Genomic DNA, 25,820 nt, shown 5'->3' with positions numbered 1-25,820 from the left:
TCCCCGCACTGCCCATATACCCCGCTGGAACCCGCCCGCCGGGCAGCAGAAAACACCAGAACAAAACATCAAACAGGCTCCGCAATGCACATGGAAACCCAGATAGAGAGCGCCACCGACATCCGCGCCTCTGCCCGCCCCACCAATCTCAGCGCCGGGCTGGAACCGCTGGCGGCTTTTGCCCGCAGGGGCCGCAGGCTCGACGGCGCGCTGGCCGCCCTGCACGGTGTCTCTGGCGAACGGGTGCAGCGCAGCCTGACCCGCCTACAAGCGGAACTGGCCGCCTTTGAACCCTCCGTCACCCTGCTGGGGCAGGTGAAATCCGGCAAAACCTCGCTGATCAACGCCATGGCCGGCTGGGCGGATCTGCTGCCCTCCGACGTGAACCCCTGGACCTCTGTTGTCACCTCGCTGCATCTGGAGCCGGGCGGAACCCGCACCGAGAACAAGGCCAGTTTCCAGTTCATGACCGAAGAGGAATGGGACCGGCTGACCACCAAGGGCGGCCGTATCGGCGAGATGGCGGGCCGGGCCGGCGCGGGCAGCGAGCTGCAGAAAATCCGCACCCAGATCGAAGAAATGCGCGAACGCTCGCGCCAGCGTCTGGGCCGCAAGTTCGAATTGCTGATGGGGCAGAAACACGACTACGGCTATTTCGACAAGAACCTGATCGAACGCTATATCTGCCTTGGCGATGATTTTGATGACGACGGGTTGGGCGAACTGGACGAGCAGGGCCGCTTTGCCGACATCACCCGCGCCGCCGATCTGTATCTCAATAGCCAGTCAGTGCCGCACCGGCTGTGCCTGCGCGACACACCAGGTGTCAACGACACCTTCATGATGCGCGAGCAGATCACCATCCAGGCCATCCGCGACAGCCGCATCTGCGTGGTGGTGCTGTCGGCGGGCCAGGCGCTGACGTCGGTCGACATGGGGCTGATCCGGATGATCTCCAACCTCAAATCGCGCGAAGTGGTGATTTTCGTCAACCGCATCGACGAGCTGGCCGACCCGGCAAATCAGATCGCCGAGATCGAAGCCAGCATCCGGCAGACGCTCGACACCCATCACGGCCCGCAAACGGCAGAGATCATCTTTGGCAGCGCCTATTGGGCAAACAAGGTGCTGACCGGCGGGATGGAGGATATGGATGCCACCAGCTCTGCCGCGCTGCTGAATTGGGCCGAAGCCTCGGTCAACGCCACCCATGCCAAGGCGACGCCACAGAACATGGTTTGGGAACTGTCGGGCCTCCCGGCCCTCAATCGCGCCGTCAGCGAACGCATCGTCACCGATCTGGGAAATCCGCTGCTGGCGCGCATTGCCGCCACCGCGACCACTGCGGCCACCGGCCAGCAGGCCGCCAACGCCGTCATGGTGCAGGGCGACGGCGGTGGCGGCGGTGCCCACATGCACGACATCCGCACCGCGTTTGAAGACATCTGCCGGACCCATCTCGAGGCGCTGGAAGTCGAAGCCGGGCGGGTGCTGGATGGCTTCCGCGACCGCGCCGACCGGGCCCATGCCACATTCACCGACCGCGCCACCCACGCGCTGATCGACCATCTGGAAAAATGGGGCGAGGACTGCCATTGGGAGTATGACCCGGCCGGCCTGCGGATGCTTTTGCGTTCCGCCTATTCTGTCATGGCCAGCCGCCTGCAAACCACCGCGCAAACGCGCTACGAAGGCGCCGTGCGGGACGTGGCAGAGCTGCTATACGACAGTTTCGGCTCTGCGGTTGAAGGCATCCAGCTGGCCGTCCCCGAGGTGCCGCAGCCCGCCTCTCCGGTGGCGCTGGCTCAATCCATTGCGCTCGATTTCAATGACAGCTGGTGGGCATCCTGGTGGCGCCGCACCCGTGGCTACAAAGCCTTTGCCAAACAGTTCCGCACGCTGATTGCCGGCGAAACACAGGACTTCATGACCCAGCTCAAGACCGTGCAAACGGCGGACGCCCAGGCGGCGGTGCTGGCCCGGCTGCAAGGCTTCTTTGACGATCAGCGCGACATCCTGCTGGAGATTGCCGACTGCAGCAGCGGCGGCGGCGACATGCAGGCGCTGTTTACCGGGGATCAGGCCGGGCAGCGCCAGACCGAAACCAATACAGCCTTGGAAACACTCAGGAGTTTCACGGAATGACCCCACAAGCTGCCCAGCAGCCCGCCCCTGCCGCCACCGCATCCAAAGCCGCCGCTGCCCGCAAGCCAAGGCTGGCGCTGATGGGCGAATTCAGCGCCGGCAAAAGCACTCTGACCAATCTGCTTGTCGGCCGCCAGCCGCTGCCCACCAAGGTCACCGCCACCCGCCTGCCGCCAGTCTGGATCTCCCACGGGGACGAAGGCGCCTGCCTGGTTGGACCCGACGGCAGCGAGAGTCCGGTGGCGCTGGCGGATCTGGCCGAAGCACCGCTGGAAACCACCGCGCTGATCCGGCTGACCCTGCCCGCCGAACCGCTGGAGCTCTGCGACCTGATCGATATGCCGGGGATCTCCGACCCCAATATGCCAGCCAGCGTCTGGCAGAACCTGCTTCCCGAGGTGGACAGCGTGATCTGGTGCACCCATGCCACCCAGGCCTGGCGCCAGTCGGAGGCCGCCGCATGGGAAGAAATCTCTGCCCGGCTCGACGCCCCCAGCACCCTGCTGGTCACCCATTTCGACAAACTCAGAACCCCGCGCGACCGCGACCGGGTGCTGCGCCGGGTGCACAAGGAAGCCGGCGACGGCTTCAACGCGGTGTTCCCGCTGTCGCTGAGCCAGGCCCTGGCCGCGGGCGAGGACATGGACGCGTGGAAAAACAGCGGTGCCGACGGCTTTATCGAATATCTGGTCGACCTCCTGCTGAACTGGTCCGAGCCGCACCGCCCCAGGCCGCACCAGCAGCCCGCCGCCGCGACACCGGCGCTGCAGCCCGACCAGATGCTGCGGGCCGAGGTGCTTGATATTGGCGGCCTGCGTGATGCCGCTGCTCAGTCTCAGTCTCAGTCTCAGTTTCAGGCCCAGCCGCAGCCCCGGGGAACCGCTGCCCCAGCGGATGCCACCAGCGGCCTGCACGTTGTACCGCGCCGGGTCTCCGCGCCGTCCCGGCGCAGCCGGCGTCCCGAAACCCCTTCTGCCGGAGACTGAAACCGCCATGCTGCCAAGCCCTGCACCAACTGATGTGCCGCCCCGCTGCGGAAACCGCCAATGACTCTGGCCTGCCAACTCGATGCATTGCGCCAAATGGATCCCGGCTGCCGCCTGGCCGCTTTTGGCGACCTTGGCGCCAGCATCGTGCTGCGCAGCAGCAGCGAAACCGCCCGGCCCCAGGAATACCTCGACGATCTGTGCCAGCAAGCCCGCCGGGGCTTTCTGGCTCTGGATGCCGCAGCGGGCGCCAACGGCAGTGTTGCGGCAGCCGCAGCCCAGGACGTGCTGGTACTGGCGCCCGGCGAGGCCCGGCTGTTCTTGCGCGCTGCCGGCGGTTCCGGCGATGCAGTGCTCTGTGTCTGTGCCGATGCCGGGGCAGCCGCCCGCCTGGCAGCCCCGGCCCGGCAGCTGCTGGCACAGCTGAACGGTGGCAATGATGGCTAAGCCAGCCCGCCAATCCTCCGGCGCCGCGTTGCCCGGTCCGCTGCTTCAGGCCCTGATCCGTCTGGCCCAGCCCGCCGGAGCGTCGCCTGGCACAGGTACCGATACGGCTACTGATCCGGACACGGACACTGGCGAGGGCACGGGCACGGGCAGCTTCCAGGCCGCCGTGCTGCGTGAAATCAGCGAAACCATTCTGCCCCGTGAAATCACCCTGTGCATCGGTGGCCGCCGGGCCGCCGTCCTGACTGTCGCACAGCGTCGGCTGGCCGGCCTCAGCCTGAACAGCGCAGGGGATGAACCCGCGGCCGCCGAAGATCCAACAGCAGCAGCGCAGCTTTTTGCCAGCCACCTGCTCCGGTTGGAGGCTCAGGCGGACGGGCAGTTGGTGGCTCAGGCGATCACCTTCCGCCGCCGCCCCTGCGCCGCACCGCAGGACGCAGGCAGTTGCTCAGCCGAGACACTGGCCGCCGCCCTCACCGCAGCCACCGGCAGCACCCGGCTGGACCGGTTCCGGGCACAGGCCGCCGCACTGGCCGCATCACAGGCCAGCGTACGAGCCAGCAAACGGGCCAGCGCCACACTTTATTGTCCCAGCGGCGGAGACCAGCCACAGGCCAGCGGCCCAGAGGCGCTGCTCAGCCAACTGGACGCGGTGCGCCAGGCGCTGATGTCCAAGGCCGCCCGCCCGGCCTCGGCCCGGATGCCTACACCAAAGCCCGAATGCCTGCTGCTGCCCGCCGGACCGCAGCTGCAAATCCTTGCCGCCACTGACTGCGGCGCCCTTCTGCTGATGGCCCTGCCACCAGAGGCCGCCCGCGCCCTGGCCGCCAGCTGGAGCCGCCTCTACGGCTGACATATGCGGCGGCAGCGCCCAAAAAACAGGCAGGCACCGCCGCGCAGGACTGCGCCGGGCGGCTGGCTGATTGCCATCTGCCACAGACCGGATAATACCTTAGGGCAGCCAGCCTGATTGGAGCCCGACAATGACCTCCGCCGCCTTTAAGATTTCCGCTGCCCGCCCCTCCAGCCCGGAGGCCGCCGCGCTGATCCGCCGCCACCTGGCGCAGATGGCGGCGCAATCGCCCGAGGAAAGCTGCCACGCCATGGACACCAGCGGCCTGGAAGGCCCAGAGGTGCAGTTCTTTCTGCTGCACCGGGACGGGCAGGCGCTGGCCATGGGGGCGCTCAGGGATCTGGGCGATGGCAGCCGCGAGCTGAAATCGATGCACACGCTCTCTGAGGCCCGTGGCAGCGGCGCCGGCCGCGCCATGCTGACCTTTCTGCTGGACCTGGCCCACAGGGAACAGGCCACCGCACTCTATCTGGAGACCGGCTCCACCGAGGATTTTCTGCCCTCCCGCCGGCTCTATGAAAGCTTCGGCTTTGTCCCCTGCCCCCCGTTTGCAGATTACGCCGAAGATCCCTGGTCGGTCTTTATGCATCTGGACCTGCGCGCTGCGGCTTGACCCCCGGCAGCAGCCTGTCATAACTGGCGCCAAGCGGTCCCTTAGCTCAACTGGATAGAGCAGCTGACTTCTAATCAGCAGGTTGAGGGTTCGAGTCCTTCAGGGATCGCCATTTTCGCCGTTAAAACCAGTTGGCCCTGCGCCACAATGGAACTGCGTTCCGATCGCGGGACCGGCAGAGATCCAAACCCCAAGCTGTCAGGCCTGCAGCCCGACATCCCCGCCGCCCATCCTGCGACAGACAATGCCGCTGCGGCGTTGCTGCTTTGAAATTGGTAGGGTGAAATTCTCCCTTTTTGGAACTTCGCACCTCTCCAGCCGGCCGGTATCCTGCCCGTAAAATTGATTGCACGAGACCCGCCATGAACACCCAAAGCCCGATTGAAACCCTGCCAAGCGTTTGCCCATTGGACTGCCCCGACACCTGCAGCCTGACTGTGCAGGTTCAGAACGGAACGCTGATTGACGTGAAAGGCTCGCAGGCCAATCCCTTCACTGCCGGCGTGATATGCAACAAGGTCGCGCGCTATTACCCTGACTTCGTGCATGGCAAGGCCCGGCTCACCCATCCGCTAAAGCGCGTCGGCGCCCGCGGCTCCGGCACGTTTGAAAGGATCAGCTGGGACGAGGCGCTGGATATCGTGCATGCCGGCTTCAGCCGTGCAATTGACACCCATGGCCCAGAGGCTGTGCTGCCCTTCAACTATGCAGGCCCGCATGGCGAACTGGCAGGCGGGTCCATGGACCGGCGATTCTTTTACAATATGGGGGCAACCATGCTGGACCGCGGGCCGCTGTGCGGCGCGGTCCGCGGCGGCGCCTATGCCAGCCTCTTCGGCGAGGCTCCGGGCATGCCGCCGGAACAGGTGCTCCATTCCGACCTGGTGCTGGTCTGGGGCAACAATGTAACCGTCTCCAACCTGCATCTTGCGCCCCTGCTCAAAAAGGTCAGGGCACAGGGCGGCAGGCTGGTTGTCATCGATCCCAAGCGCATCAAGATCGCAGAGCAATGCGACATGCATGTGCAGATCAAGCCCGGAACCGATGTTGTCCTGGCCATGGGGTTGGCCGCAGAACTGGAGCGGCGCGATGCGCTGGACCGGGACTTCATTGCCGGATGGGTTGAAGGTTTTGACCCCTACATGACACAGGCCCGCGAATACACGGTTGCCTCGGTCGAGTCGCTGTGCGGGATCAGCAGCGCACAGTTTCACCAGCTGGCAGACTGGATTGCCGCGGCCCGGAATATGTCCTGCTCCAGCGGCAACGGGATCGAACGCGGCCGGTCCGGTGGCTCCGGGCTCAGAGCAGCGATGGCGCTGCCCGCCCTGACCGGCCATCACGGGCGCATGGGCGCAGGTGTCATTGCCAAATCAGGTTTGGCAGCGCCGAAACGGCGTGACAGGCTGCAGGGTGAACAGCTGATGAAACCGGGCACCCGCGTCATCAATATTGTCGACCTGGGCAACGTCCTGCAGGACGAAACCCTGGACGTGCCAATCACGGCGGCAATGATTTACAACCATAACCCGGTTGCAACACATCCGGATCAGGCCAACCTGATCAAGGCGCTGATGCGCGAGGACCTGTTTCTGGCCGGATGCGATGTGGCAATGAACGACAGCATGGCACTGTGCGACGTGATCCTGCCCGCCGCCAGCCACTTTGAACATAATGACATCTTTGGCGCCTACGGCCAGAATTACCTGCAGCGTGCCGAACCGGTCATTCCCTGTGTCGGCGAAAGCCTGCCGAATACGGAGATTTTCCGGCGGCTGGCGGCCCGTTTTGGCTATACAGATCCCCTGTTCCAGGCCAGTGACACACAGCTGATGGATGATGCGGTCGACGAGACCCATCCCCAGCTCAACGGCCAGCGCCCCAGCGAAATCCCGGTGGATCAGGCGATCGGAATGAATACCCTGAATGGCGAACCGCTTGTCATGTGCAAAACCGTGATGCCAGCCACACCCTCCGGCAAGATTGAGCTGTTCTGTCAGGACTACCAGGACCGCTACGGCTATGGCGTGCCCAGGTATGAACCGGTGGCCCGCAAACACCCGTTCACGCTGATCACCCCCAGCTCTGACAAGCGGACCAACGCGACCTTTGGCAGCCACGCGGCTTCCCAGGGGATGGAAGTCGTCGAAATGCATCCTGCCGACGCTGCCAGCAGGCGGCTTGCCGATGGCAGCAAGGTTGTGGTCTGGAATGGCCAGGCCGAAGTGACCCTGCAACTGAAAATCACCGATGCAACCCGCGAAGGTGTGCTCTATTCCCCCAAGGGCACCTGGCGGGCGACCTCCGAGACCGGCCTGACGGTGAATGCACTGATCCCCGCAGACATCCGCACCGACATCGAAGACGGTGCCTGCTATCACGAGACATTTGTGGATGTGCGCCCCTGCTGACAGAGGCAAGGAGCCCCCTGACCAGGCCCTGCGCGACGCGCGGGGCTCCCGGCAGGCCCGTCAAGCCGCCGCTGCCTTCATGAAGTTGCTGTAAAGCTGTTCAGCAGCCGCCAGAAAACCAGCCATCTGCGTCGCGGCAGCATCCCGCATGTCAGCCACACCGGTCTCCCCCATGGCGGCTATCAGCGCCTCCCGGTAGGCCGGGATGGCCGCCCAGTTATCAACCGTGTCGGGTTCAACTTCGACGTGGTATTGCATCGACAAGGCGTTGCTGCCGATGCGCATCGCCTGAACCGGGCAGGCAGGTGAGCGGGGGCTTCCATCTTCGACGCCATGACCGGCGACAGGCCGAACCCCGCCATGACTGCAGCGGACAAGATTGCATAACACCGCACGCGCTCACCAGTTAGAAAGCCGCAAACATTGTCAAACGGGACTTCACTCTGTCTCTCAACCAGCTGCCGCTTGCCGTTCCGCATTGATGAAATCAGCCAATCTTTGGCACTGCTGCCCTGCGCCGTCAAAGTTCTCTTTGGCAAGCCAGGCCAGAAAACCGCGCTCGACCGGCGCCCAGTCCTTGTCCAGCAAGGAATACCAGGCCGTATCGCGGTTGCGTCCCTTGTAGATAACCGCTTGTTCGAACAGGCCGTCGTAGGTAAATCCAAATCGTTCGGCGGCGCGCCGCGACGGTGCATTCAAAGCATCGCATTTCCATTCCAAACGCCGATAGCCGAGCTCCCCCAGCGCTCGCTGCATCATCAGAAATATTGCTTCGGTCGCCACACGGGTGCGCTGCAGGCCGGGGGCAAAAGTAATGCTGCCGATTTCCATCACCCCTTGCAGGGGATCTATGCGCAGAAAGCTGGCAACGCCCTTTGCCGTGTTGTCGTTCTGATCAACAACCGCAAAAAACGGCTGCTCATCGCTCCCGCTAACCTGCGAAATCCAGTTCTGCAGGCCGCTTGCTGTGTTGTAGGGACCGTTGGCCATATAGGTCCATATCGCGGCTTTTGGGTCTTCCCGGTAAGCGCTGAACAGGTCTTGCGTGTGGGTCACCGGATCGAGCGGCACCAGTTTTGCATAGGTTCCCAGCATCGCCTTGTGACCCGGATGAGCAGCCCCGCCCCAGCCCTCCAAAGACGCGCCAACCGGCTGGCCATATTCATTGATGCGTTCCATCATTGTTCCTTGCCTTCAGAAAGGGTCAGTGCATCCGGCGGCGGCGGACCTGACCAAGGGTCCGGCCGCTGCGGTCGTCCCGAACCGGATTGCCATAGTTTTGGTCAGCAATTAATGTCCAAAAATTGAAAAACAAGGCATACCAATATGCGACATACCCCATGGCTCGCCTTTGCAATCGACCGGTCCGCGAAGACGCCGGTGTTCGAACAGATCTGTGCAGCGGTCCGAGATCGCACGATTTCAGGCGAACTGACCGAAGGCACCCGGCTGCCCCCGACCCGCGCCTTTGCCGTGGAACTCGGAGTATCGCGTTCAACCGTGGTCACAGCCTATGAACAGCTGGTCGCCGAGGGGTATTTGTCCAGCCTGACAGGGTCCGGCTATACAATCTGCGCCACCGGCCAGGTGGAGCTGCCTGCGCATAGGACCCCGCCAGGGCCAGAGCAGGAAGGGGAACAGCCCCGCAAACCGGTGCCATTTGAGGCCAGCCAGCCGGACATGCGGCTTTTCCCCCACCGGCAATGGGCAAAGGCGGTCTCACGGGTCTGCAGAACAAACCCGCAGTCGATGCTGGTCAGCGGCGCGCTGTTTGGAAACTACAAACTCCGTCAGGCCATTGCCGCGCATGTCGCGGAATGGCGCGGCATCCAGGCTTCGGCCCATCAGATCGCCATCACCGCGGGCTCTACGGATGCGCTGGAAATCTGCATGCGCGCCTTGACCGCCAAAGGGGACACAATCGGGCTCGAAGACCCCGGCTACATGCCCGCCCGGTCGTTTGCACAGGCACATGGGCTGTCTCAGATCCGTCTGGAAATCGACGGCAACGGCGCCAGGCTTCCGCCCGACGGCACCAAGCCGCAGCTTGTCATGCTGACACCCTCCCAGCAATATCCGCTGGGCGGCGCAATGTCCCCGGGCCGGCGCCTGGAGTTCATCCGCTGGGCCAAGGCAAACGGCACCTGGATCGTCGAAGACGACTATGACAGCGAATTCCGCTATGCCGGCCGCCCCATCCCGGCAATGGCAGGGTTTGACCGGCTGAACCGCACGATCTACATCGGCAGCTTTTCCAAGATCTTCTCGAACTCTCTCCGTCTGGGATATGTGATCCTTCCCGAAACTCTGCTGGAGCCATTCCGCACAACACTCATGCGCTTTGGGATCAAGGCCAGCTATCTGCCCCAGCAGGCCCTGTCAGAATTCATGGTCTCCGGTGAATTCTACCGGCACCTCAGGCGGGTACGCCGGATTTACGCAGAGCGCCGCAAGTATCTGATCGACAGGCTGACTGCCGATTTTTCAGATGTCGGGACTTTCCAGGACCATCAGGCAGGCATGCAAATCGTTCTGCATCTGAACGATCGCTGGACCGACACGGTGATCGCACAACGCGCCGCAGAGAAATCCGTGGAGGTTCAGGCACTTTCGGAAATGGCATCGGACAAATGCGCCTGTAACGGTCTGGTCCTGGGATTCTGCGGCTATCAGCAAGAGGAAATGGCAGCTGGCCTTGCCGTACTCAGGTCCTGTTTCGATCAGGCCTGAGGGTCCGGGGTCATCATTCGGGGTTTGCCACCTTCGGTTTCATCGCCCCCTACCCTGCCATGTCCTCAAACGCGCCCGGTATCAGCTCCTCCCAGAACGCGGCCATCTCAGCAGCCAGCAGCGCCGCGGCCCAGCCGCGGTTGCGGAATTCCTCGCGGTCGATCTCGTCTTCCAGACGGTTCAGGAACAGCCGTTTGTCCGCATCCCGCTGGGTCGGCGACCGCTCCGCTGCCAGCTCCCGGATCCGCTCCAGCTTCTGTGCACGCAGGGACCGCTCTCGCGCCTTGACCGCATCCTCGGCGGCTGCGACCCGCGCCGCTGCCGCCTCGGCGGCCTTGCGCGCTTCGGCCGCTGCCAGCACCTCCGGTGGAACCTCCCTGGCGGCCTCGGCCGGCGCATCCTTGTAATCATCGCGCAGCGCCGCGCTCAGATACCGCACCGGGCTTTCCACGCCCTTCTTGCTTTTCAGATAGCCGACCTTCTCCGCCACATAGTCCTCGCCATGTTCGGCAATCCACTGCCGCGCCAGCCGGTCGCTGACCCCCAGGTCCATCAGCTGGGAATAGACCGCACCCTGCCGCACCCCTGCCCCGTCATCGATGTCCAGCATTGCCAGCTGCGGGTTCTCCTTGATCAGGAACCGCACCTCCGCCACCTGCCGCCCCATCTTCTTGAACTCCGGCGTCAAGAGGATGTTGGAGGTCTTGTTCACCTCCGCCACCGCAGGCTTGATGATCTTGGCGTTCAGATGCTTGAAGCTCTCGTAATAGGCGCTGCCATCCACCCCCATCAGGCGGCGGAACAGGGCAATGTCCCACCACCCGGTCGATCCCGTCCGCACAAAGCGATAGCAGTTCTCGTACAGCGCCAGCGCGTGGCCGCTGGTGAACCGCCGCTGGATGTTCAGGTTGATCAGGGCAAAAACCTTGGGGTCATGCAGCTTTTCCGCCAGCGCCGGGCTATAGGCATATTCGCAGATGCCGCCCGCCAGCTTGGCGTAAGACAGCAAAGAGCTTACGCCCCATTCCTGCCGCCCCTGTTCATCCAGCATGTCCCATTCCGCCACCGTCTCTGCCAGCGAGCGCAGCGACTGTTTCAGCGTTTCCATGTCGTTGGAATTGTAGCCCACCATCATGCACAGCGTCTGCGCGTCGATCTGATGCTTGGGTTTGCTGACCAGCGCGTCATAGGCATTGAGCAGCAGCACATTCGACAGCTTGCGCTGCAACAGCGTCAACTTGCCAGAGACATGGATCGCGGCCACATTCTTCTTCACCGACCCGCGGCGCAACGGGCCGGACAGTTTTTTGTGCGGGATGTTTTCAGCGTCCATCGCCCTGCCCTCCTGCCCCGCTTTGGCCGTTGCGACTCTGCCGGGTCTGCTCACGGTCACTATGGCGCAAAAGGCACCCGCCCTCAATCCCGCTATGGGCACCCAAATACAGGAGAACCCCGTCCCGCAAACAGGTACCTTTCGGCCTGTCCGCAGGTTTCAGACAGCATTTGCCGCTGAAATCCCCGCTTTTTCGGCTATTCTGGGGTCCGAAACCGCCTGTTTCAGCCTCCCTGAGTCGCGGGTACCCCTGCTCCTGCGAATCGGACCCCTTGCTCCTGCAGACGGGTACCCATGGTCCTGCAAACGGGTGCCACTGATACTGTATTCAGGCACTCAAACATATCTAACAGTCTGAAAACTAATAACTTACTGGTCCTAAAGACTCTAAACTGAATCAAAGATTCACAACATTTCAACTTGTTTGTGCCATACTTCTTTTTGGGGATCAGGGTCATATTCTGCGCAGTTTCCGGACGGTTGCGCCAAACAGATGCGCTGCCAGATTATGATTCACACTCTGCCCAGAATGTGCGACAAAAACCGGGATAACACGCCAAACAGGCGATTTACCCGAGGCACCCGTCACATGGCAAAGAAACCCGACACTCCCCTGCCCCCTTATTTCAACCTTGATCCGGCCGCGGCAGCTGCCAAGCTTGGCGATCCTGTCGACACCGCCAAATTCGCCAAGGCCGCCGCTTTCGCCGGCCGTGGCCGGGACGATCTGGCCAAACGCGGCTACGCCCCCGACGGGCGCAAGCGGCTGCGCAAATTCTCCACCTGGGAAATCTGCCGCTACCTGATCCCGGTCGCGGCGGCCCATCTGCGCCGGGTGCTGAACAAGAACCCCGACCTGCCCCAGGGCGAAGGCGCAAGCGGCTCGAAATGGTTCACCCTAGAGGAGGTGCTGCAGCTGCGGGATCATTTCGCAGAAGAAGGCATCAGCACCAAGGAATACCGCCCCTACCGCCCCGAAGGCCTGCCAGCCAAGATCGTCGCCGTGGCCAACTTCAAAGGCGGTGTTGGCAAGACCTCCACCGCCGCGCATCTGGCGATGTCCGCCGCGCTTGACGGCTACAAGGTGCTGGTGGTCGATCTTGACAGCCAGGGGTCGATGACCTCGATCATGGGCGGTCAGGTGGCCGATGAATGGCAGACCGTCTTTCCCCTCCTTGCCCGCGATTACGCCGAGGCGGTGGAAGCCGAAAACAAGGTCCGCGCGGCATCCGGCCTCGACCCGGTCCCGCTCGACGAAACCCTGACCGAGGCACGGGAGGTTTCGCTGCGAAACCTGGTCCAGAAAACCCACTGGCCCAACATCGATCTGATCGGCGCCCAGCTGAACCTCTACTGGGCTGAATTCCAGATCCCAGTCTGGCGCATGGGCCTGCGCAACTGGGCACTGTGGGATGCGCTCACCAATGCGCTGGAAGCAGGCGGCGCGCTGGATGACTATGACATCGTCCTTCTGGATACCCCCCCGGCGCTTGGCTACCTGACCATCAACGCGCTGGCCGCTGCCGACATCCTGATGGTGCCGCTGGGCGCCTCTTTTCTGGAGTTCGACTCGACGGGCCGGTTCTTTGACATGCTCTATTCCACTTTCGCCTCCATCGAAGACGGCGAGAACGCCGGCCGCCGCCGCGCGGGCCTGCCAGAGATGAAGTTCGAATGGGACGTGGTCCGCGCCCTGATCACCCGCTTCGACGCCAGCCAGCAGACCGATCTGGCCAATGTGATCCAGGCTTATTTCGGCGACATGATGAACGCCTACCGGCAGGACTACACTGCCATGGTCGGCCAGGCCGGGGAAAGCGTGTCCGGCATCTACGAGGCCGACTACCGCAACTTCAACCGCGAGACCTATGTGCGCGGCCGCGAGGTGTTCGACCGCACCTATGCGGAATTCAAGGAGCTTCTGATCGGCAGCTGGTGGCGCGATCAGCAGATGGAGCAGGCAGAACAGAGCAACGAAGAGGAACAGGAAGATGGCACGCCGCAGACAGCTTGAGACCCCCTCCCCCGAGGCACTGAAGGAAATCGAAGCAGGCATTGACCGTGACCTGTCGCGTGGGCCTGCGGGCCTGCGCCCGCCGATTGCCGATGTGGTGGCTGATGCCGCCCGCCACGCCAGCCCCCTGCCCCAGGCCGACCGCGAGACAGCGGCCCGAGACAAGGCTGACGCCGAACGCCTGCGGGCGGCGCAGGATAAGGGCCTGGTGGCGGTGGAACTGCCGCTGGAAGACATCACCGCCGATGCCCTCAACCGCGACCGCATCGTGCTGGACGAGGACGAGATGCAAGAGCTGATGGCTTCGATCTCTACCAACGGTCTGCGTCTGCCGATTGAGGTGTTCGAGCCGCTGAACCCCGAAGACGCCGGCAAATACGCGCTGGTCTCCGGCTATCGCCGCCTCAACGCCGTGCGTCGCCTGAACGCGCTCAGCGGTGGCAAACGGTTCCAGACCATCCCCGCCTTCATCCGCGAGCCCGGCAGCCTCGCCAATGCGCTGGTGTCGATGATCGAAGAGAACGAGATCCGCTCCGGGCTCAGCCAGTATGAACGGGGCCGGGCGGCGGCTTCTGCGGTGCATGACGGCGTCTTCCAGACTGTCGACGAAGCGGTGGCGGTGCTGTTTCAGCATGCGTCCAAGGCCAAGCGTTCCAAGATCCGCTCCTTCGCGCTGATCCACGAAGAGCTGGGCGATATGCTGGCCTATGCCACCGGCCTCAATGAACGCCAGTGCCTGCGTCTGGCCGCGGCACTGCGTACCGGCACCGCAGAGGTGATGCGCGCCGCGCTCGAAGCGGCCGGTGCGCGCTCAGCGGCAGAGGAATGGGATGCTTTGCTGCAATTCGTGGAACAGTCCGAAGATGAGCAGAAGGATCCCACCCGCGGTGGCCGCCCCAAGGTCGCGCAAAAGGTTGAGCGCAGCCGCCGCACCCGGCTGGCCAATGGTATGTCCATCGAACGGGAGCATGGCCCGAACGGCTATGCGATCCGCTTCCACGGCAACAATGTCACTGCGGATCTGGTTGATGCGGTGATGGATAACGTTCGCCACTTGCTGGAACAAGGCTGACGGGGCAGGGAGCTGTTCCAGAAGTTTCGCAGCGAAACCCCGGCTGAAAACGCCGGGGTTTTTTGTGGCTGAACCTCTATCAAGGGGCAGGGGGTTTCGCTGCGAAACCTGCCTGCTGCCTACAGAATCTGGGCAGGTCTAACCCGGATCGGTCCGCCGTGTTTTGCACAGGCTTTCACGCCGCTGGTCGTGTTGCCCTAGCCGCAGGTTTCGCAGCGAAACCTCCCCGCTGCCGATCAGTGCAGCCGGTTCACCGGGAAAACCCGATAGGCAGGCTGAGCTGGATCTGGCTGGCCTGCAGTTTTTTCGGAGCAGGTGGAAACTTCCCGGCGCGGGCAACAGCCGCCAGAGCGGCCTGATCAAACGCGGCGATCCCGGAAGATTTGGCAATCCGATGGTTCAGCAGGCGGCCGTCGCGGGCGACAGTCAAACGCAGCACCACCCGGGCTTGGCCGCGAAGACCAGAGGGATAGCGCTTTCGCCGTTCGATGCGGGCGCGGATCTTGTTGCCCCAGACTGCGCGTAGCGTCGCCTCGCGACCGGGATCGGTGGTGGCCGTCTGGGCGCCTCCCGCCTGTCCGGCCTCGGCACCACCGCCAGACCCCGCAGCGCGCTGGCCTGCCTGTCCGGCGGCGTTGCGGTCAGAGTTGGCCTTGGCTGGGGGCTGCTGTTGCTGTTGCGGCTTTGTCTGGGCCACAGGCTTGGGGCGTGGCTTGGCCTGTGGTTCCGGCTTTGGTTCTGGTCTGGGCGGTGGTGGCGCGGTATCTGCCTGCACTGGCTGGACCGCTGCGGGCTGACTGAGCGGCGCCAGCAGCGCCGCCCGGGGCGCCTGGGCCAGCTCAATCTGCGGCAGCGCAGGGGCTTGGGCCTGTGGCAGAGGCTCGGTTGGCAGCGTTGCGGTTTGCGGAGTTTCGGGCGGCCTCTGCCAGGCTTCCGCCATTCGGGCAACCTCGGCGCTGGCAGGCTGGATGGAGACCAGCGCCTCGCCACCAGAACCGCTGGACAGGGCACCGCTTTCCGGGACGCTGGCAAACAGGGCGACATGGACAAGGCCTGCGAGGCCCGCAAAGACAGTGAATTCGGCAGCGCGCTTCATGGCTGGCGCACCACCAGCTCGGCACGGGCAAGGCCTGCCTCAGCCAGCTGGCGCAGGATACGGGCGAGGGTTGTGGCCTCCAGCCGGGCATCAGCGCGCAGCTGGACATTGTCATGGCCCGCGCTGGCAGCTGCAAGACGGCGCAGGGCGGCTTCGCCCTCTGCGCCGTCGAAATGCATCCGGCCTGCGGCATCAATATACAGCACCGGCTGTGCCTCAGGCGCAGTCTCAGAGACCGCGTCCGGTGGGGTCACCTCGAAGGGGTCGGGCTGCGCCAACTGCGAGGTCATCAGGAAGAAGATCAACAACAGGAAGACCACGTTGATCATCGGCACAATGGATTCGCCGCGGGGGCGGCGGTGGGGATCGCTCAGGTCCATGACGGCTGCCTCATTCCACCAGCACAATATTGCGCAAGCCTGCTTGCTGCAGCAGGGCGGTCACGTTGGTGATACGCTGCAGATCAGCGCCGTCCCGGCCACGCAGGATCAGCATGTCGCTCGGGGATTTCATCAATGGTGCCAGCGCCTGAGTGAGGTTGCTGTCCGCCACCGGCACGCCGTTCACATCCAGGTTTCCGGGGCCGACACCGATGAGCCGCGGCGGTCCGTCGTAGCTGCCACCCTGGCCGGCCAGAGGCAGTTGCAGCACCGTGTCCATGCCAAAGCGGGACGCCAGCATGAAGAAGACCAGAAGCAGGAACACCACGTCGATCATCGGCGTCAGGCTGGGTTTGCGCCGGGGGCGCGGGGCGGGGGCGAGCTGCATGCGCCTACTTGGCGGCCAGCGGCAGCCGGTCCGGCTGCCGGGCGACAAAAATGCGGGTGGCGCTGTCTTCCAGATCGCGGCGGATGCGGGAGATCACTGCCTCGAACCAGGTGAGCGCAGCGGAGGCGGGGATCGCGACGGCCATGCCGGCAGCGGTGGTCAGCAGCGCCTCCCAGATGCCGCCGGCCAGCAGCGCCGGATCGGCCTTGGAGCCGGCCGCCTGCAGCGCCTGGAAGGCGGCGATCATGCCCAGAACGGTGCCGAGCAGACCCAGCAGCGGCGCGATGGTGGCAATCAGCTCCAGTGCGCCGAGACCGGTGGCGGCGCTGGCCAGATGCAGCTTGGCAACGCGTGCCGTTTCCTCGCGGGCGCGGTCCTCTGGCAGGTTGGCGCTGGCGGTGAGCGCGGCGGTGACGACTTTGGAACGCACCCCGATGCGGTTGCGGACGATGGAGAGCGCGATGGCGCGGTCGCCGCGCTCGAAGGCGGCAACGGCATCGGCGGCCAGGCCGCGGGACCAGGCGCCGATCAGCGCCAGCCGCCAGATCTTCCACAGGATCAGCGCCAGGGTGATAACCGAAAGCGCGGCTATGGCCCAAATGGAGGGGCCGCCGTCGCGCAGGAACTTCACGGCCTTGGCGGAGGCGTCATTGGCGATCTGCGTCAGTTCAGGCTGGACGACGGTCGGTTCTGCCACGGGCTGCGGAGCGGGGGGGGCCACTGGGTCGGCTGCGGCGGTATCTGCCTCCGCCGGAAGAGCAGGGGCGCCAGTGGCAGAGGGTAGGGGTGCGGTTCCGGCTGCTTCGGGGGCTTGGACACTGATCGCAGGCACGGGCGCTTGGGGGGTGTCCTGAGCGGCGGCGAAGGGGGCCATGAGCAGAAAGGCAGCCGCGGCTGCAGGCAGACGAAGGGTCATGGACCGGTCTCCAACAAGAGGTGCCGCAAAGGGCGGCGTCAGTTTCTCGGATTTGGCTGGGTGGTCCCTGAGGGGGGGCAGGGAGTGCCTTGCTGGGGTGGTTTCGCAGCGAAACCTGCGGCTAGGGGTTAAGAAAACCAACTTGTTTTGTCAAGATTCTGGAATCAGGCGGCTGCAGACCGCCATGTCATCGGTCGAAACCCTGCCAGATCCGGCGCGGTTGTCTTGGATTTCTGCGCGCCAAAAGCGCATGCAGAGCTGCAGGTGTCTGGCAGCATCCAGGGGGGCAAAGCGGCCCGATCCGGTGAACATGGTAAAATCCCTAGTGGTTTACTCAGGTTAAGGAACAATACTGCTTAAAGCGTGTGCCGCAAGCGTAAAACTGGTGAGAGATTGGCCAAAGTGGCGGGAGCCCAGCTGCCGAGGTCCAGCACCGGGACATCTGAAAAATTGGGCTATGGAGCGGGGAAACTCAGCAATTTTCCCTATTTAGACTCTAGTTAACAGGAAAGATGCCAAGGCCGTGGACCGGCATTCTTGCAGGTTGGTCAGACCGGTGGTCGGCGCCGGGACATTAGCTGCTGGCGTTGGAACAGGAGGGCAGAGGGGCAGGGGAGGTGGCCGGAAACGGAAGTCCCCGGCCAGGGGTGCGTTACGTGGCGGCTGCAAAAGACATCAGCGCATAGGTGATCTGGGCAGTGGTGAAATCCGAGACACGGCTGTTTTCTGCCGGGGCCAGCTCTACCACGTCGCAGCCTGCCAGATTGCGACCTGCGAGCGCAGAGCGCACAATGTTGAGTGCCTGATAATAGCCGAGGCCGCCGGGCACCGGGGTGCCGGTGGCGGGCAGAATCGCCGGGTCCAGACCGTCCACATCAAAGCTGACGTAGACATCCTGCGGGAAATCCTCGGGCAGGGTGACGGACTGGATGTTGCCAGTGACCAGCTCCTCTGCGTCGATAAAGACCACCTTGCAGGCGGCGCGGCGGTCGACCTCTTCCTGGCTCATGGCGCGGACGCCGTATTGGGCGATCGGCAAGCCGTCTTCCTCGGCCAGCAGCTGCATGACAGAGGCGTGAGAGTGGCGTTCGTCCTGATAGGCCTTGCGCAGGTCGGCGTGGGCGTCGATCTGGACGATGCCGATGGGGCGGCCCAATGCGCGCGCCACACCGCGCACCGCGCCGTAGCTGAGCGCATGTTCGCCGCCCAGGGTGACCGGCACCGCGCCTGCGGCCACCGCGGCCTCTGTCCGGGCGGCGATGCGCTCCATGACTTCGGGCAGGGGGCCGGTGCAGTCGACCGCGTCTTCGGTCGCGATGCCTGCGGCGCAGGGCTCAGCATTGCGGTAGAGGCGTTCCAGTTCGACGCTGGCTTCCAGAATGGCCTTGGGGCCGCCCTCGGTACCGGCGCCATAAGAGACGGTGCGCTCCAGTGGCACCGGGATCACCCGGAAGCGGGCGGTGGCGGGATCACGTTCGGCGTCGCTCAGTTCGCCTTCGAGGAAATAGGTCATGACAGGCGGTCCTTGAAATCGTCATAGGAGGGGGTGCGCAGCAGTTTCAGCGCATCAGTGTCGGAGTTCCACAGCGCAATCGCGGGCAGGGGAACGCCGTTGAACGTGTTGGTCTTGACCATCGAGTAATGCGACTGGTCGAGGAAGGCGATGCGGTCGCCGGGCTGCGGCGGGCTGGCAAAGCCGTAGTCACCGATCACATCGCCCGCCAGACAGGACGGCCCGCCTAAGCGGTGCGGCGGCACGTCCGAGACTTCGCCCAGGAGGTCGGGGCGGTAGGGGGCTTCGATCACATCGGGCATGTGGCAGGTGGCGGAGATATCGGTGATCGCCAGTGGCATGGCGTTTTCGGCCACATCCAGGATCTCGCCCACCAGAATGCCGGAGTGCAGCGCCACGGCCTCGCCCGGCTCGATGAAGACTTCAACGCCGTATGTTTCGCGGATGTGGCGGATCAGGGCGATCAGCCCGTTGCGGTCATAGTCGGGCATGGTGATGTGGTGGCCGCCACCGAGGTTGATCCATCTGAGGCTGGACAGGCGGCTGCCCATTTTGGTTTCCAATGCGGCAAAGGTGCGCTGCAGCGGTTCAAACCCCTGTTCGCAGAGCGTGTGCATATGCAGGCCCTCGACGCCGTCCCAGTCCTGATCGCTGAGCTGCGACAGGGGCGTGCCAAGGCGCGAGCAGGGGGCGGTGGGGTCGTATTTCTCGTTCCAGCCTTCGGAATGCTCCGGGTTGATGCGCAACCCGATAGAGATGCTCTCGCCGCTGGCACGGGCATCAGAAATCAGCGGTGCAAAGCGGCGGTGCTGGGCTGGGGAGTTGAAGATCAGGTGGTCCGACAGGCGGATGATGTCCGGCAGGTCGTCTGCCTTGAAGCCGGCCGAGTAGGTGGTGACCTCGCCGCCGAATTCCTCGCGCGCAAGCCGTGCCTCGTACAGACCGGAGGCGCAGGTGCCGGACAGGTAGCGCCGCACCAAAGGGGCAACGGCAAACATCGAAAACGCCTTGAGCGCCAGGAGGACGTTGGCGCCGGAGGCGTCGGCCACCTGTTTCAGGATCGTCAGGTTGCGTTCCACCGCGACCTCATCCACCACGAAACAAGGGGAGGGCACACGGTGCAGGTCGAAGGCGGCGAAGCTTTGGGTGGAGAGGGCTTTGATGTCCATGGGTTTCTCTGATCCAGAGGCCCGGTAAGCACAACAGAGCTGAGCGGCTGCCCGGGCGGAGGCGGAACGCGCCTGCCGTGGGGCGGGCAGGCGCGTGCCAGCCGCTTGTGCGACTGGCGTTTGTGCAAGAAAAGCCGAAGCTGATCAGAACTCTGGGTGGCCGTCCAGTTCGACCACCTGCCAGGGCAGGCCGTCGGTGTTCAGCATGTCCATGAAGGCGTCCGGGTCCAGCTGTTCGGTGTTCCACACGCCCGGCGCGCGCCAGGTGCCGTTCATCACCATCGCAGCGCCGATCATCGCCGGCACGCCGGTGGTATAGGCCACCGCCTGACTGCCGACCTCGGCATAGCATTCCTCGTGGTCGCAGATGTTGTAGATGTAATAGGTCTTCTCGGCGCCGCCGTCCTTGGCCGGGCCGGTGATGATGTCGCCGATGCAGGTCTTGCCCTTGGTCAGCTCACCCAGTTCGGATGGGTCCGGCAGCACGGTTTTCAGGAACTGCAGCGGGATGATTTCCTGACCGTTGTGCATCACTGGTTCGATGCCGGTCATGCCGACGTTCTGCAGCACCGTGACGTGGTTGATGTAGGCATCGCCGAAGGTCATCCAGAAGCGGGCGCGTTCGATCTCGGGGAAGTGGGTCGACATCGACTCCAGCTCCTCGTGATACATCAGATACATGTTCTTCTTGCCCACGGCGGGGAAGTCGAATTCGTATTTATGCGTCATCGCCGGACTTTCGACCCAGGCGCCGCCTTCCCAGTGGCGGGCCGGGGCGGTGACTTCGCGGATGTTGATTTCCGGGTTGAAGTTGGTGGCAAACGGCTTGCCGTTGTCGCCGCCGTTGCAGTCCAGAACGTCGATCAGGCGGATGCCGTCCAGTTTGTGCTTGCGCACCCAGGTGGCCATGATCGAGGTGACGCCCGGATCAAAACCCGCGCCCAGGATCGCGGTCAGGCCCGCGGCCTTGAAGCGTTCCTGATAGGCCCACTGCCATTTGTATTCGAACTTGGCCTCGTCCTCGGGTTCATAGTTGGCAGTGTCGAGATAGTGAATGCCGGCCTCAAGGCAGGCGTCCATCAGCACCAGATCCTGATAGGGCAGGGCCAGGTTCACCAGCAGTTCGGCGCCGGTTTCCTTGATCAGCGCCACGGTGTCGGCGACGTTCATCGCATCCAGCTGGGCGGTGCGGATGGTGACGCCGGTGCGTGCCTTGACGTTGGCGGCGATCTCTTCGCATTTGGAGACCGTGCGGCTGGCCAGGGTGATCTCCTTGAAGATCTCCGGGTGCATGGCCATCTTGGTGACCGATACCGATCCGACGCCGCCGGCGCCAACAACCAGAACCTTTTCCATGTGTTTTTTCCTTTGCAGTGGGGCCGTGGCCCCGGTGTTCCGATATGCCCCTGGGTGGTCAGCCGGGGGGCGGTTTCAGTCGAAATAGGTGCTGCCGGCCAGGCTGTCCTTGTAGGCGGCAATCATCTGGCGGCGCTCTGCGGCGTTGACCCGGCCGGATTTCACTGCCCGTTCCACCCGCTTGCGGAAGGTGTCCAGACACTGGCGCGGGTCGTATTCCACATAAGACAGAACCTCGGCGATGGTGTCGGCCTCGGTCTCGTGTTCGATGTCAAAGCCGCCCGCGCCGTCCAGCGAGATGGTGACCACATTGGCGTCGCCAAAGAGGTTGTGCAAGTCGCCCAGCGTCTCCTGGTAGGCGCCAACGAAGAACACGCCGATCAGATAATGCTCATCCTCGCGCAGGTCATGCACTGGCAGCGCGCCAGAGGTGCCGTCGGCCAGAATGAAGTGATCCAGCTTGCCGTCGCTGTCGCAGGTGATGTCGGTGATGATCGCGTTGCGCTGGGGGGCTTCGTTCAGGCGCTGCAGCGGCATCATCGGGTGCAGCTGGTCGATGGCCCAGACATCCGGCAGCGACTGGAACAGCGAGAAATTGCCCTGATAGTGGTCGGTGAAGGCGCCAAGCGCGCCGGCGGCTTCGGCCAGGCTTTCATCGCTGCGGGCGGCGGATTTGAACAGGCCCGCCAGATACAGAAACGCCTGTTCGGCGCGCGCCAGCTGTGCCAGCCCGATCTGGCCGCGGCGGAACAGTGCCCGCAGCTCATCCCGGTAGTAGATCGCGTCGTTCAGCGCCTCCTGAAAACGAGGCCCGCTGACGTAGGCCTCCACCGCCATCAGATCCGAGACCAGATGATGGTCGCCGGGCTGCACCTGCGGTTTTTGCGGCGCATCATAGAGCGTGGCGCCCAGCACTTCGAAAATGAAGATCGACGAATGCGCCACCACAAAGCGGCCGCTTTCGGTGACGATGGTGGGGTGATCGATGCCCGCCTCATCCAGCGCATAGCGGATGGTTTCAACGATGTTGGTGCAGTATTCGTCGACGGTGTAGTTGACGGAGTTTTCATCCGGGCGACGCGCCCCGGTATAGTCCACACCCAGGCCGCCGCCCAGATCCATATGGGTCAGCGGTGCGCCCATGCGGGTCAGTTCCACAAAGAAGCGGCAGGCCTCATCCGCGGCGCGGCGGATGTCAAAGATATTGGGCACCTGGCTGCCCAGATGGCTGTGCTGCAGCACCAGACAATCCAGGAAACCGCTGTCGCGCAGCCGGTCCATCAGCGTCACCAGATCATGCGCGCCAAGCCCGAATGTGGAGCGGTCGCCAGAGCTTTCCTGCCATTTGCCGGTGACGCGCTCAGTCAGTTTGACCCGCACCCCCAGGAGCGGGCGAATATCCAGATCTTCCGCCACCCGACGGATAATGTCGAATTCGTCCAGCGTTTCGATCACGATGACGGTGTTATGGCCCAGCTTGCGCGACAGGATCGCCAGCCGGATAAACGCCTCATCCTTGGAACCGTTGCAGATCAAGAGCGCATCTTCGGGCAAGGGCTGCGACAGGGCGATCATCAGTTCCGGCTTGGAGCCTGCCTCCAGCCCGTAATTGAATTTTTGGCCTGCGCGCATCAGATGGCTGATCACCTCAGCCTGCTGGTTCACCTTGATCGGAAAGACGCCGCGGTACCGGCCCTGGTAGCCTGCCGCCGCAATCGCGCCGTTGAAGGCGTCGTGCAGCTGGGTCAGGGACTGCTCCAGGAACTGCTGTACCCGCAGCACCACCGGCGCAGAGATGCCGCGTGCCTCGATCGCTGCGATCACTTGGGGCAGCGGGGTTGGCTTGGCGTCCGGGTCCTGTGGCAGCCGCAGCGCCACGGCGCCGTCCGGGGTCACTTCCAGCATGCCACCGCCCCAGGCGTCCAGGCCATAGAGGCCTTCGAAGGTTCCGCCGGTGGTCATCGGCTGGGTCCCTGTGCAGGGTGTTTCGGAAAATCGGAGAAGGGGAGCCGGTGCAGCATCACGGGGCCTTTCTGTCCAGAATTTGAGGGGCTGAGAGGTGCAAAGCTGAAGGTTCGGGGTGAAGCCTTTTCAGGTGCGGGACCGTGTGGTGGCGGTCTCCTTACAATCCGTGCTCAGCTGCATCAAGAGGGTTTCTGCAAGCCGGGCAGTGATTTGCACGCCTTCGCCTGACGGCGGCTGCAGGTGGCTGCGGCGGCAATGTAACGGCGGATCCGGACCTGTGCGGCATGTGCCAGCGCGCCCCCTTATTCTGAGCAAGCTTTCCCAGCCAGTCAAATTCCAACGCTTCAGAGGTCAGGAAAGGACACATTGAATGGTTTTGCAACTGGCCGTGCCGTTTTTTTCGCCCTGGCGGATGGTGCAGCAGGGCGGCGCGTGGCGGATGAGACAGGGCAGGGCTTGTCGAGCGGCCTGAAAACCCCGAAAGAATTCCGTGCGGGCGTCAGGCGAGCTGCGATCCCCAATGGGGGGTGAGGGCAGGGGCGCTGGCCCCGTTCTGCCATCACAGCTTCGCGGCAGACCTTTGCGGATGTTTTCCAGCCGGGGCAGGTCGCGGTCGAACCAGACCAGCCGCAGCCCCCGCCGCTGCCGCGATTTGTTTTGGCTGGACCAATGCGTGGTGCGATAGCGGCGGACAGCCTTTATGCATCAAAGCCCTGGTACCCGTCAGGCGAGCTGCAACAGAGTGCCTGTCAGTCAACGCGCCGCAGGAAACCGTTCTGGGCTACGGTGATCAGCAGGCGTTCATGGATCTGGCTGTCGATCTCGAAGCTGCTGTTCTCCTGCAGATAGGCCTGGATGGCAGTATAGGGGTTGTTCCCCTTGCCCCAGGGACGGTCGCTATAGGTGCCTTCCTCCATATCCTCGATCAGCGTGTCGAATACCACGCAGTAGCTGCCGGAGGAAGCAAGCGGAGCATAGGCGCGCAATTCTTCCAGCACATGGTTGTGGGTATGGTTGCTGTCCAGGCAGACCAGCACCTTTTTGTAGCCTGCGGCAAATTCGCGGACCTGGCTGATGATCGACGCATCTATCGAGGAGCCCTGGATCATTTCGATCCGGGAGCGCATCGGGTGGGCGTCGATGGCAGCGCGGTTGTGGTCGCGGATATCGATGTCGATGCCCAGCACCTTGCGCTTGGAGATGGCCGGGTCAAAGCTTTCTCCTGCCTCTATGGCGTCCACCATGTCGAGCATTGCCAGAACCGAGGCCGAAAACACCAGCGAGCCGCCATGGGCAATGCCGGTTTCGATGATCAGATCCGGCCGCAGATCGTAAATCAGCTCCTGCATCGCAACGATATCTTGCGGGTACTGGATGATCGGGCGGTCCATCCAGTGGAAATTATAGGAGTATTGCGCCTTGGCGGAGCTGCGCAGGAAATCCATGGAGGCTCTTTGCAGGGCAGCGTTGGCGCTCATATTCTGGGTGCGGCCCGCGATCTCGGTTTTGAAGTGGGTCATGATATCAGTCTCTCGGTCGGTCAAGGTGTTTGGGTCGGGAAAGATGAGCTGCGCAGCGCCGCGGCGGTGCGACGGCCAATCACGCAGGGAGGGTCGTCCGGATTGGTAGGGCGGGCGCCAAAGACCAGAAGATCGCGGCGCCCGTATTGGTCGGCAATGCTTTCAGCGAGGCTGCGCACCGAGGTGCCGCTGCCGCTGCAGATATTGCTGACACCGCTGCGCCCGGAGAGGGCGTCCTGCACCAGCAGGGCAGCAGCGGCATCCACATCCATGAAGTCACGGATCTGGGTGCCGCAGCTCAGCTCCAGCGGGTGGCCTGCGGCCAGGTTTGCATGCAGTGATGCCACCAGCCGCCGGGGGTCTTCGCCTGCCCCATGCAGATAGAACAGCCGGGCCCACAGAAAGGAGACCCCGGCCGCCGGTAGCACGGCCTGCAGCGCGGTGGCGCAGGCGGCCTTGGCAGCGGCATAAGGGGACTTTGGGTCCAGCCGGGTGTCCGGCGCCGCCAGCCCGCCGCTGAGGTCGTATTCCAGGCAGGTGCCCAAACCGACCAGCCGCGGCACCCCGGCCTGCTGAAGACCTTCGGCCAGGGCCATGGTGCCTGCCACGCAGTGCAGATTGCGAAGCGACGTCTGGTATTTGCCCGGCTCTGCGTACCAGGCCATATGCAGCACCATGTCATACCCCCGGGCGGTGTCAGCCCACCATTCGGCTGGCTGTGCAAACAGATCCTGCACTTCGATAATGTGGTCCGGGACGGCCTGCGGATCAGGGTTTTCCGGAGTGCATATGCGCTCTGCCGATCCTTGCCGGATGACATGGCACAGCTCATGGCCGCCCTGGCGCAACTGGCGGGTGACAGCCCGGCCGACAAATCCGGTGGAGCCGGTGAGAAGAATGCGTGTCATGGCCA

Annotated in this window: 22 protein-coding genes and 1 tRNA gene; 10 read left to right on the top strand and 13 right to left on the bottom strand. The window is 63.7% G+C overall.

Features of this window, described 5'->3' with window-relative positions; translation table 11 throughout:
* Window positions 1-90 precede the first annotated feature (90 nt).
* From ACP151_RS08950 to ACP151_RS08920, 7 genes are all read left to right on the top strand, one after another.
* Window positions 91-2,145, top strand: coding sequence for a dynamin family protein (locus ACP151_RS08950; protein WP_424978542.1), 2,055 nt, complete (start codon window positions 91-93; stop codon window positions 2,143-2,145).
* Window positions 2,142-3,131 carry a dynamin family protein gene (locus tag ACP151_RS08945; RefSeq protein ID WP_424978541.1) on the top strand — a complete coding sequence of 330 codons (990 nt, stop codon included), beginning with the start codon at window positions 2,142-2,144 and terminating at the stop codon, window positions 3,129-3,131. Before ACP151_RS08950 ends, ACP151_RS08945 begins: the two co-directional genes overlap by 4 nt.
* 60 nt (window positions 3,132-3,191) lie before the next feature.
* Complete coding sequence (locus ACP151_RS08940; RefSeq protein WP_424978540.1) at window positions 3,192-3,578, top strand: hypothetical protein; 387 nt, start codon at window positions 3,192-3,194, stop codon at window positions 3,576-3,578.
* A complete protein-coding gene (locus ACP151_RS08935) occupies window positions 3,571-4,431 on the top strand; it encodes a hypothetical protein (protein ID WP_424978539.1) in 861 nt (286 codons plus the stop codon). The genes ACP151_RS08940 and ACP151_RS08935 overlap by 8 nt, the downstream gene beginning before the upstream one ends.
* Before the next feature lie 130 nt (window positions 4,432-4,561).
* Entirely contained in the window at window positions 4,562-5,044 is a 483-nt protein-coding gene (locus ACP151_RS08930) for a GNAT family N-acetyltransferase (protein WP_424978538.1), read from the top strand.
* Window positions 5,045-5,079: 35 nt separating this feature from the next.
* Window positions 5,080-5,156: transfer RNA gene (locus ACP151_RS08925), tRNA-Arg, on the top strand.
* Window positions 5,157-5,406: 250 nt separating this feature from the next.
* On the top strand, window positions 5,407-7,455 hold the full coding sequence (locus tag ACP151_RS08920) for a molybdopterin-dependent oxidoreductase (protein ID WP_424978537.1): 2,049 nt from the start codon (window positions 5,407-5,409) through the stop codon (window positions 7,453-7,455).
* A gap of 60 nt (window positions 7,456-7,515) precedes the next feature.
* On the opposite strand, the gene ACP151_RS08915 is transcribed toward ACP151_RS08920, so the two are convergent.
* Together ACP151_RS08915 and ACP151_RS08910 are read right to left on the bottom strand one after the other, a co-directional pair.
* A complete protein-coding gene (locus ACP151_RS08915) occupies window positions 7,516-7,740 on the bottom strand; it encodes a hypothetical protein (RefSeq protein ID WP_424978536.1) in 225 nt (74 codons plus the stop codon).
* Between the two features lie 165 nt (window positions 7,741-7,905).
* Window positions 7,906-8,634: a GNAT family N-acetyltransferase gene (locus tag ACP151_RS08910; RefSeq protein WP_424978535.1), complete on the bottom strand. Its 729-nt coding sequence runs from the start codon at window positions 8,632-8,634 to the stop codon at window positions 7,906-7,908.
* A gap of 147 nt (window positions 8,635-8,781) precedes the next feature.
* Between ACP151_RS08910 and ACP151_RS08905 the strand changes: the two genes are divergently transcribed.
* Entirely contained in the window at window positions 8,782-10,185 is a 1,404-nt protein-coding gene (locus ACP151_RS08905) for a PLP-dependent aminotransferase family protein (RefSeq protein WP_424978534.1), read from the top strand.
* 49 nt (window positions 10,186-10,234) lie between these two features.
* Here ACP151_RS08905 and ACP151_RS08900 read toward each other — a convergent pair whose 3' ends face one another.
* Complete coding sequence (locus tag ACP151_RS08900) at window positions 10,235-11,518, bottom strand: replication initiation protein (protein WP_424978533.1); 1,284 nt, start codon at window positions 11,516-11,518, stop codon at window positions 10,235-10,237.
* A gap of 589 nt (window positions 11,519-12,107) precedes the next feature.
* Here ACP151_RS08900 and ACP151_RS08895 point away from each other — a divergent pair.
* Together ACP151_RS08895 and ACP151_RS08890 are read left to right on the top strand one after the other, a co-directional pair.
* Window positions 12,108-13,532 (top strand): AAA family ATPase, encoded by a 1,425-nt coding sequence (locus tag ACP151_RS08895; RefSeq protein WP_424978532.1) that lies wholly within the window; start codon window positions 12,108-12,110, stop codon window positions 13,530-13,532.
* Window positions 13,510-14,604 carry a ParB/RepB/Spo0J family partition protein gene (locus ACP151_RS08890; RefSeq protein WP_424978531.1) on the top strand — a complete coding sequence of 365 codons (1,095 nt, stop codon included), beginning with the start codon at window positions 13,510-13,512 and terminating at the stop codon, window positions 14,602-14,604. The genes ACP151_RS08895 and ACP151_RS08890 overlap by 23 nt, the downstream gene beginning before the upstream one ends.
* A 250-nt stretch (window positions 14,605-14,854) precedes the next feature.
* Here the strand turns inward: ACP151_RS08890 and ACP151_RS08885 are convergent, their stop codons facing one another.
* The 10 genes from ACP151_RS08885 to ACP151_RS08840 form a co-directional block, all read right to left on the bottom strand.
* Window positions 14,855-15,700, bottom strand: a complete 846-nt coding sequence (locus ACP151_RS08885; protein WP_424978530.1) for a TonB family protein — start codon at window positions 15,698-15,700, stop codon at window positions 14,855-14,857.
* The gene (locus ACP151_RS08880; RefSeq protein ID WP_424978529.1) at window positions 15,697-16,080 is read right to left on the bottom strand and encodes an ExbD/TolR family protein; all 384 of its coding nucleotides are present in this window, start codon (window positions 16,078-16,080) and stop codon (window positions 15,697-15,699) included. The genes ACP151_RS08885 and ACP151_RS08880 overlap by 4 nt, the downstream gene beginning before the upstream one ends.
* A 10-nt stretch (window positions 16,081-16,090) precedes the next feature.
* Window positions 16,091-16,468: an ExbD/TolR family protein gene (locus ACP151_RS08875; protein WP_424978528.1), complete on the bottom strand. Its 378-nt coding sequence runs from the start codon at window positions 16,466-16,468 to the stop codon at window positions 16,091-16,093.
* A 4-nt stretch (window positions 16,469-16,472) separates the two neighbouring features.
* Entirely contained in the window at window positions 16,473-17,384 is a 912-nt protein-coding gene (locus tag ACP151_RS08870; RefSeq protein WP_424978527.1) for a MotA/TolQ/ExbB proton channel family protein, read from the bottom strand.
* Window positions 17,385-18,036: 652 nt separating this feature from the next.
* Window positions 18,037-18,897: an agmatinase gene (speB, locus tag ACP151_RS08865; protein ID WP_424978526.1), complete on the bottom strand. Its 861-nt coding sequence runs from the start codon at window positions 18,895-18,897 to the stop codon at window positions 18,037-18,039.
* A complete protein-coding gene (locus ACP151_RS08860) occupies window positions 18,894-20,066 on the bottom strand; it encodes a carboxynorspermidine decarboxylase (RefSeq protein ID WP_424978525.1) in 1,173 nt (390 codons plus the stop codon). Before ACP151_RS08860 ends, speB begins: the two co-directional genes overlap by 4 nt.
* Window positions 20,067-20,210: 144 nt before the next feature.
* The gene (locus ACP151_RS08855) at window positions 20,211-21,422 is read right to left on the bottom strand and encodes a saccharopine dehydrogenase family protein (protein WP_424978524.1); all 1,212 of its coding nucleotides are present in this window, start codon (window positions 21,420-21,422) and stop codon (window positions 20,211-20,213) included.
* Window positions 21,423-21,497: 75 nt separating this feature from the next.
* Window positions 21,498-23,384 (bottom strand): biosynthetic arginine decarboxylase, encoded by a 1,887-nt coding sequence (gene speA, locus ACP151_RS08850; RefSeq protein WP_424978523.1) that lies wholly within the window; start codon window positions 23,382-23,384, stop codon window positions 21,498-21,500.
* 752 nt (window positions 23,385-24,136) lie between these two features.
* Window positions 24,137-24,907, bottom strand: coding sequence for a cephalosporin hydroxylase family protein (locus ACP151_RS08845; protein ID WP_424978522.1), 771 nt, complete (start codon window positions 24,905-24,907; stop codon window positions 24,137-24,139).
* A 20-nt stretch (window positions 24,908-24,927) separates the two neighbouring features.
* Complete coding sequence (locus ACP151_RS08840; RefSeq protein WP_424978521.1) at window positions 24,928-25,815, bottom strand: NAD-dependent epimerase/dehydratase family protein; 888 nt, start codon at window positions 25,813-25,815, stop codon at window positions 24,928-24,930.
* Window positions 25,816-25,820: the final 5 nt, after the last annotated feature.

This window comes from Leisingera sp. S232, from assembly GCF_049800895.1.
Taxonomy (GTDB): domain Bacteria; phylum Pseudomonadota; class Alphaproteobacteria; order Rhodobacterales; family Rhodobacteraceae; genus Leisingera.
The sequence above is the reverse complement of the archived record's forward strand: the minus strand, read 5'-3'. Positions and strand labels throughout refer to the sequence as shown.

Coding starts and splice junctions, on each gene's coding strand:
- ACP151_RS08875 (WP_424978528.1), bottom strand. CDS start 16,468: ATGCAGCTCGCCCCCGCCCCGCGCCCCCGGCGCAAACCCAGCCTGACG.
- speA (WP_424978523.1), bottom strand. CDS start 23,384: ATGACCACCGGCGGAACCTTCGAAGGCCTCTATGGCCTGGACGCCTGG.
- ACP151_RS08905 (WP_424978534.1), top strand. CDS start 8,782: ATGCGACATACCCCATGGCTCGCCTTTGCAATCGACCGGTCCGCGAAG.
- speB (WP_424978526.1), bottom strand. CDS start 18,897: ATGACCTATTTCCTCGAAGGCGAACTGAGCGACGCCGAACGTGATCCC.
- ACP151_RS08920 (WP_424978537.1), top strand. CDS start 5,407: ATGAACACCCAAAGCCCGATTGAAACCCTGCCAAGCGTTTGCCCATTG.
- ACP151_RS08860 (WP_424978525.1), bottom strand. CDS start 20,066: ATGGACATCAAAGCCCTCTCCACCCAAAGCTTCGCCGCCTTCGACCTG.
- ACP151_RS08840 (WP_424978521.1), bottom strand. CDS start 25,815: ATGACACGCATTCTTCTCACCGGCTCCACCGGATTTGTCGGCCGGGCT.
- ACP151_RS08930 (WP_424978538.1), top strand. CDS start 4,562: ATGACCTCCGCCGCCTTTAAGATTTCCGCTGCCCGCCCCTCCAGCCCG.
- ACP151_RS08895 (WP_424978532.1), top strand. CDS start 12,108: ATGGCAAAGAAACCCGACACTCCCCTGCCCCCTTATTTCAACCTTGAT.
- ACP151_RS08915 (WP_424978536.1), bottom strand. CDS start 7,740: ATGCGCATCGGCAGCAACGCCTTGTCGATGCAATACCACGTCGAAGTT.
- ACP151_RS08870 (WP_424978527.1), bottom strand. CDS start 17,384: ATGACCCTTCGTCTGCCTGCAGCCGCGGCTGCCTTTCTGCTCATGGCC.
- ACP151_RS08940 (WP_424978540.1), top strand. CDS start 3,192: ATGACTCTGGCCTGCCAACTCGATGCATTGCGCCAAATGGATCCCGGC.
- ACP151_RS08885 (WP_424978530.1), bottom strand. CDS start 15,700: ATGAAGCGCGCTGCCGAATTCACTGTCTTTGCGGGCCTCGCAGGCCTT.
- ACP151_RS08880 (WP_424978529.1), bottom strand. CDS start 16,080: ATGGACCTGAGCGATCCCCACCGCCGCCCCCGCGGCGAATCCATTGTG.
- ACP151_RS08945 (WP_424978541.1), top strand. CDS start 2,142: ATGACCCCACAAGCTGCCCAGCAGCCCGCCCCTGCCGCCACCGCATCC.
- ACP151_RS08890 (WP_424978531.1), top strand. CDS start 13,510: ATGGCACGCCGCAGACAGCTTGAGACCCCCTCCCCCGAGGCACTGAAG.
- ACP151_RS08910 (WP_424978535.1), bottom strand. CDS start 8,634: ATGGAACGCATCAATGAATATGGCCAGCCGGTTGGCGCGTCTTTGGAG.
- ACP151_RS08845 (WP_424978522.1), bottom strand. CDS start 24,907: ATGACCCACTTCAAAACCGAGATCGCGGGCCGCACCCAGAATATGAGC.
- ACP151_RS08900 (WP_424978533.1), bottom strand. CDS start 11,518: ATGGACGCTGAAAACATCCCGCACAAAAAACTGTCCGGCCCGTTGCGC.
- ACP151_RS08950 (WP_424978542.1), top strand. CDS start 91: ATGGAAACCCAGATAGAGAGCGCCACCGACATCCGCGCCTCTGCCCGC.
- ACP151_RS08935 (WP_424978539.1), top strand. CDS start 3,571: ATGGCTAAGCCAGCCCGCCAATCCTCCGGCGCCGCGTTGCCCGGTCCG.
- ACP151_RS08855 (WP_424978524.1), bottom strand. CDS start 21,422: ATGGAAAAGGTTCTGGTTGTTGGCGCCGGCGGCGTCGGATCGGTATCG.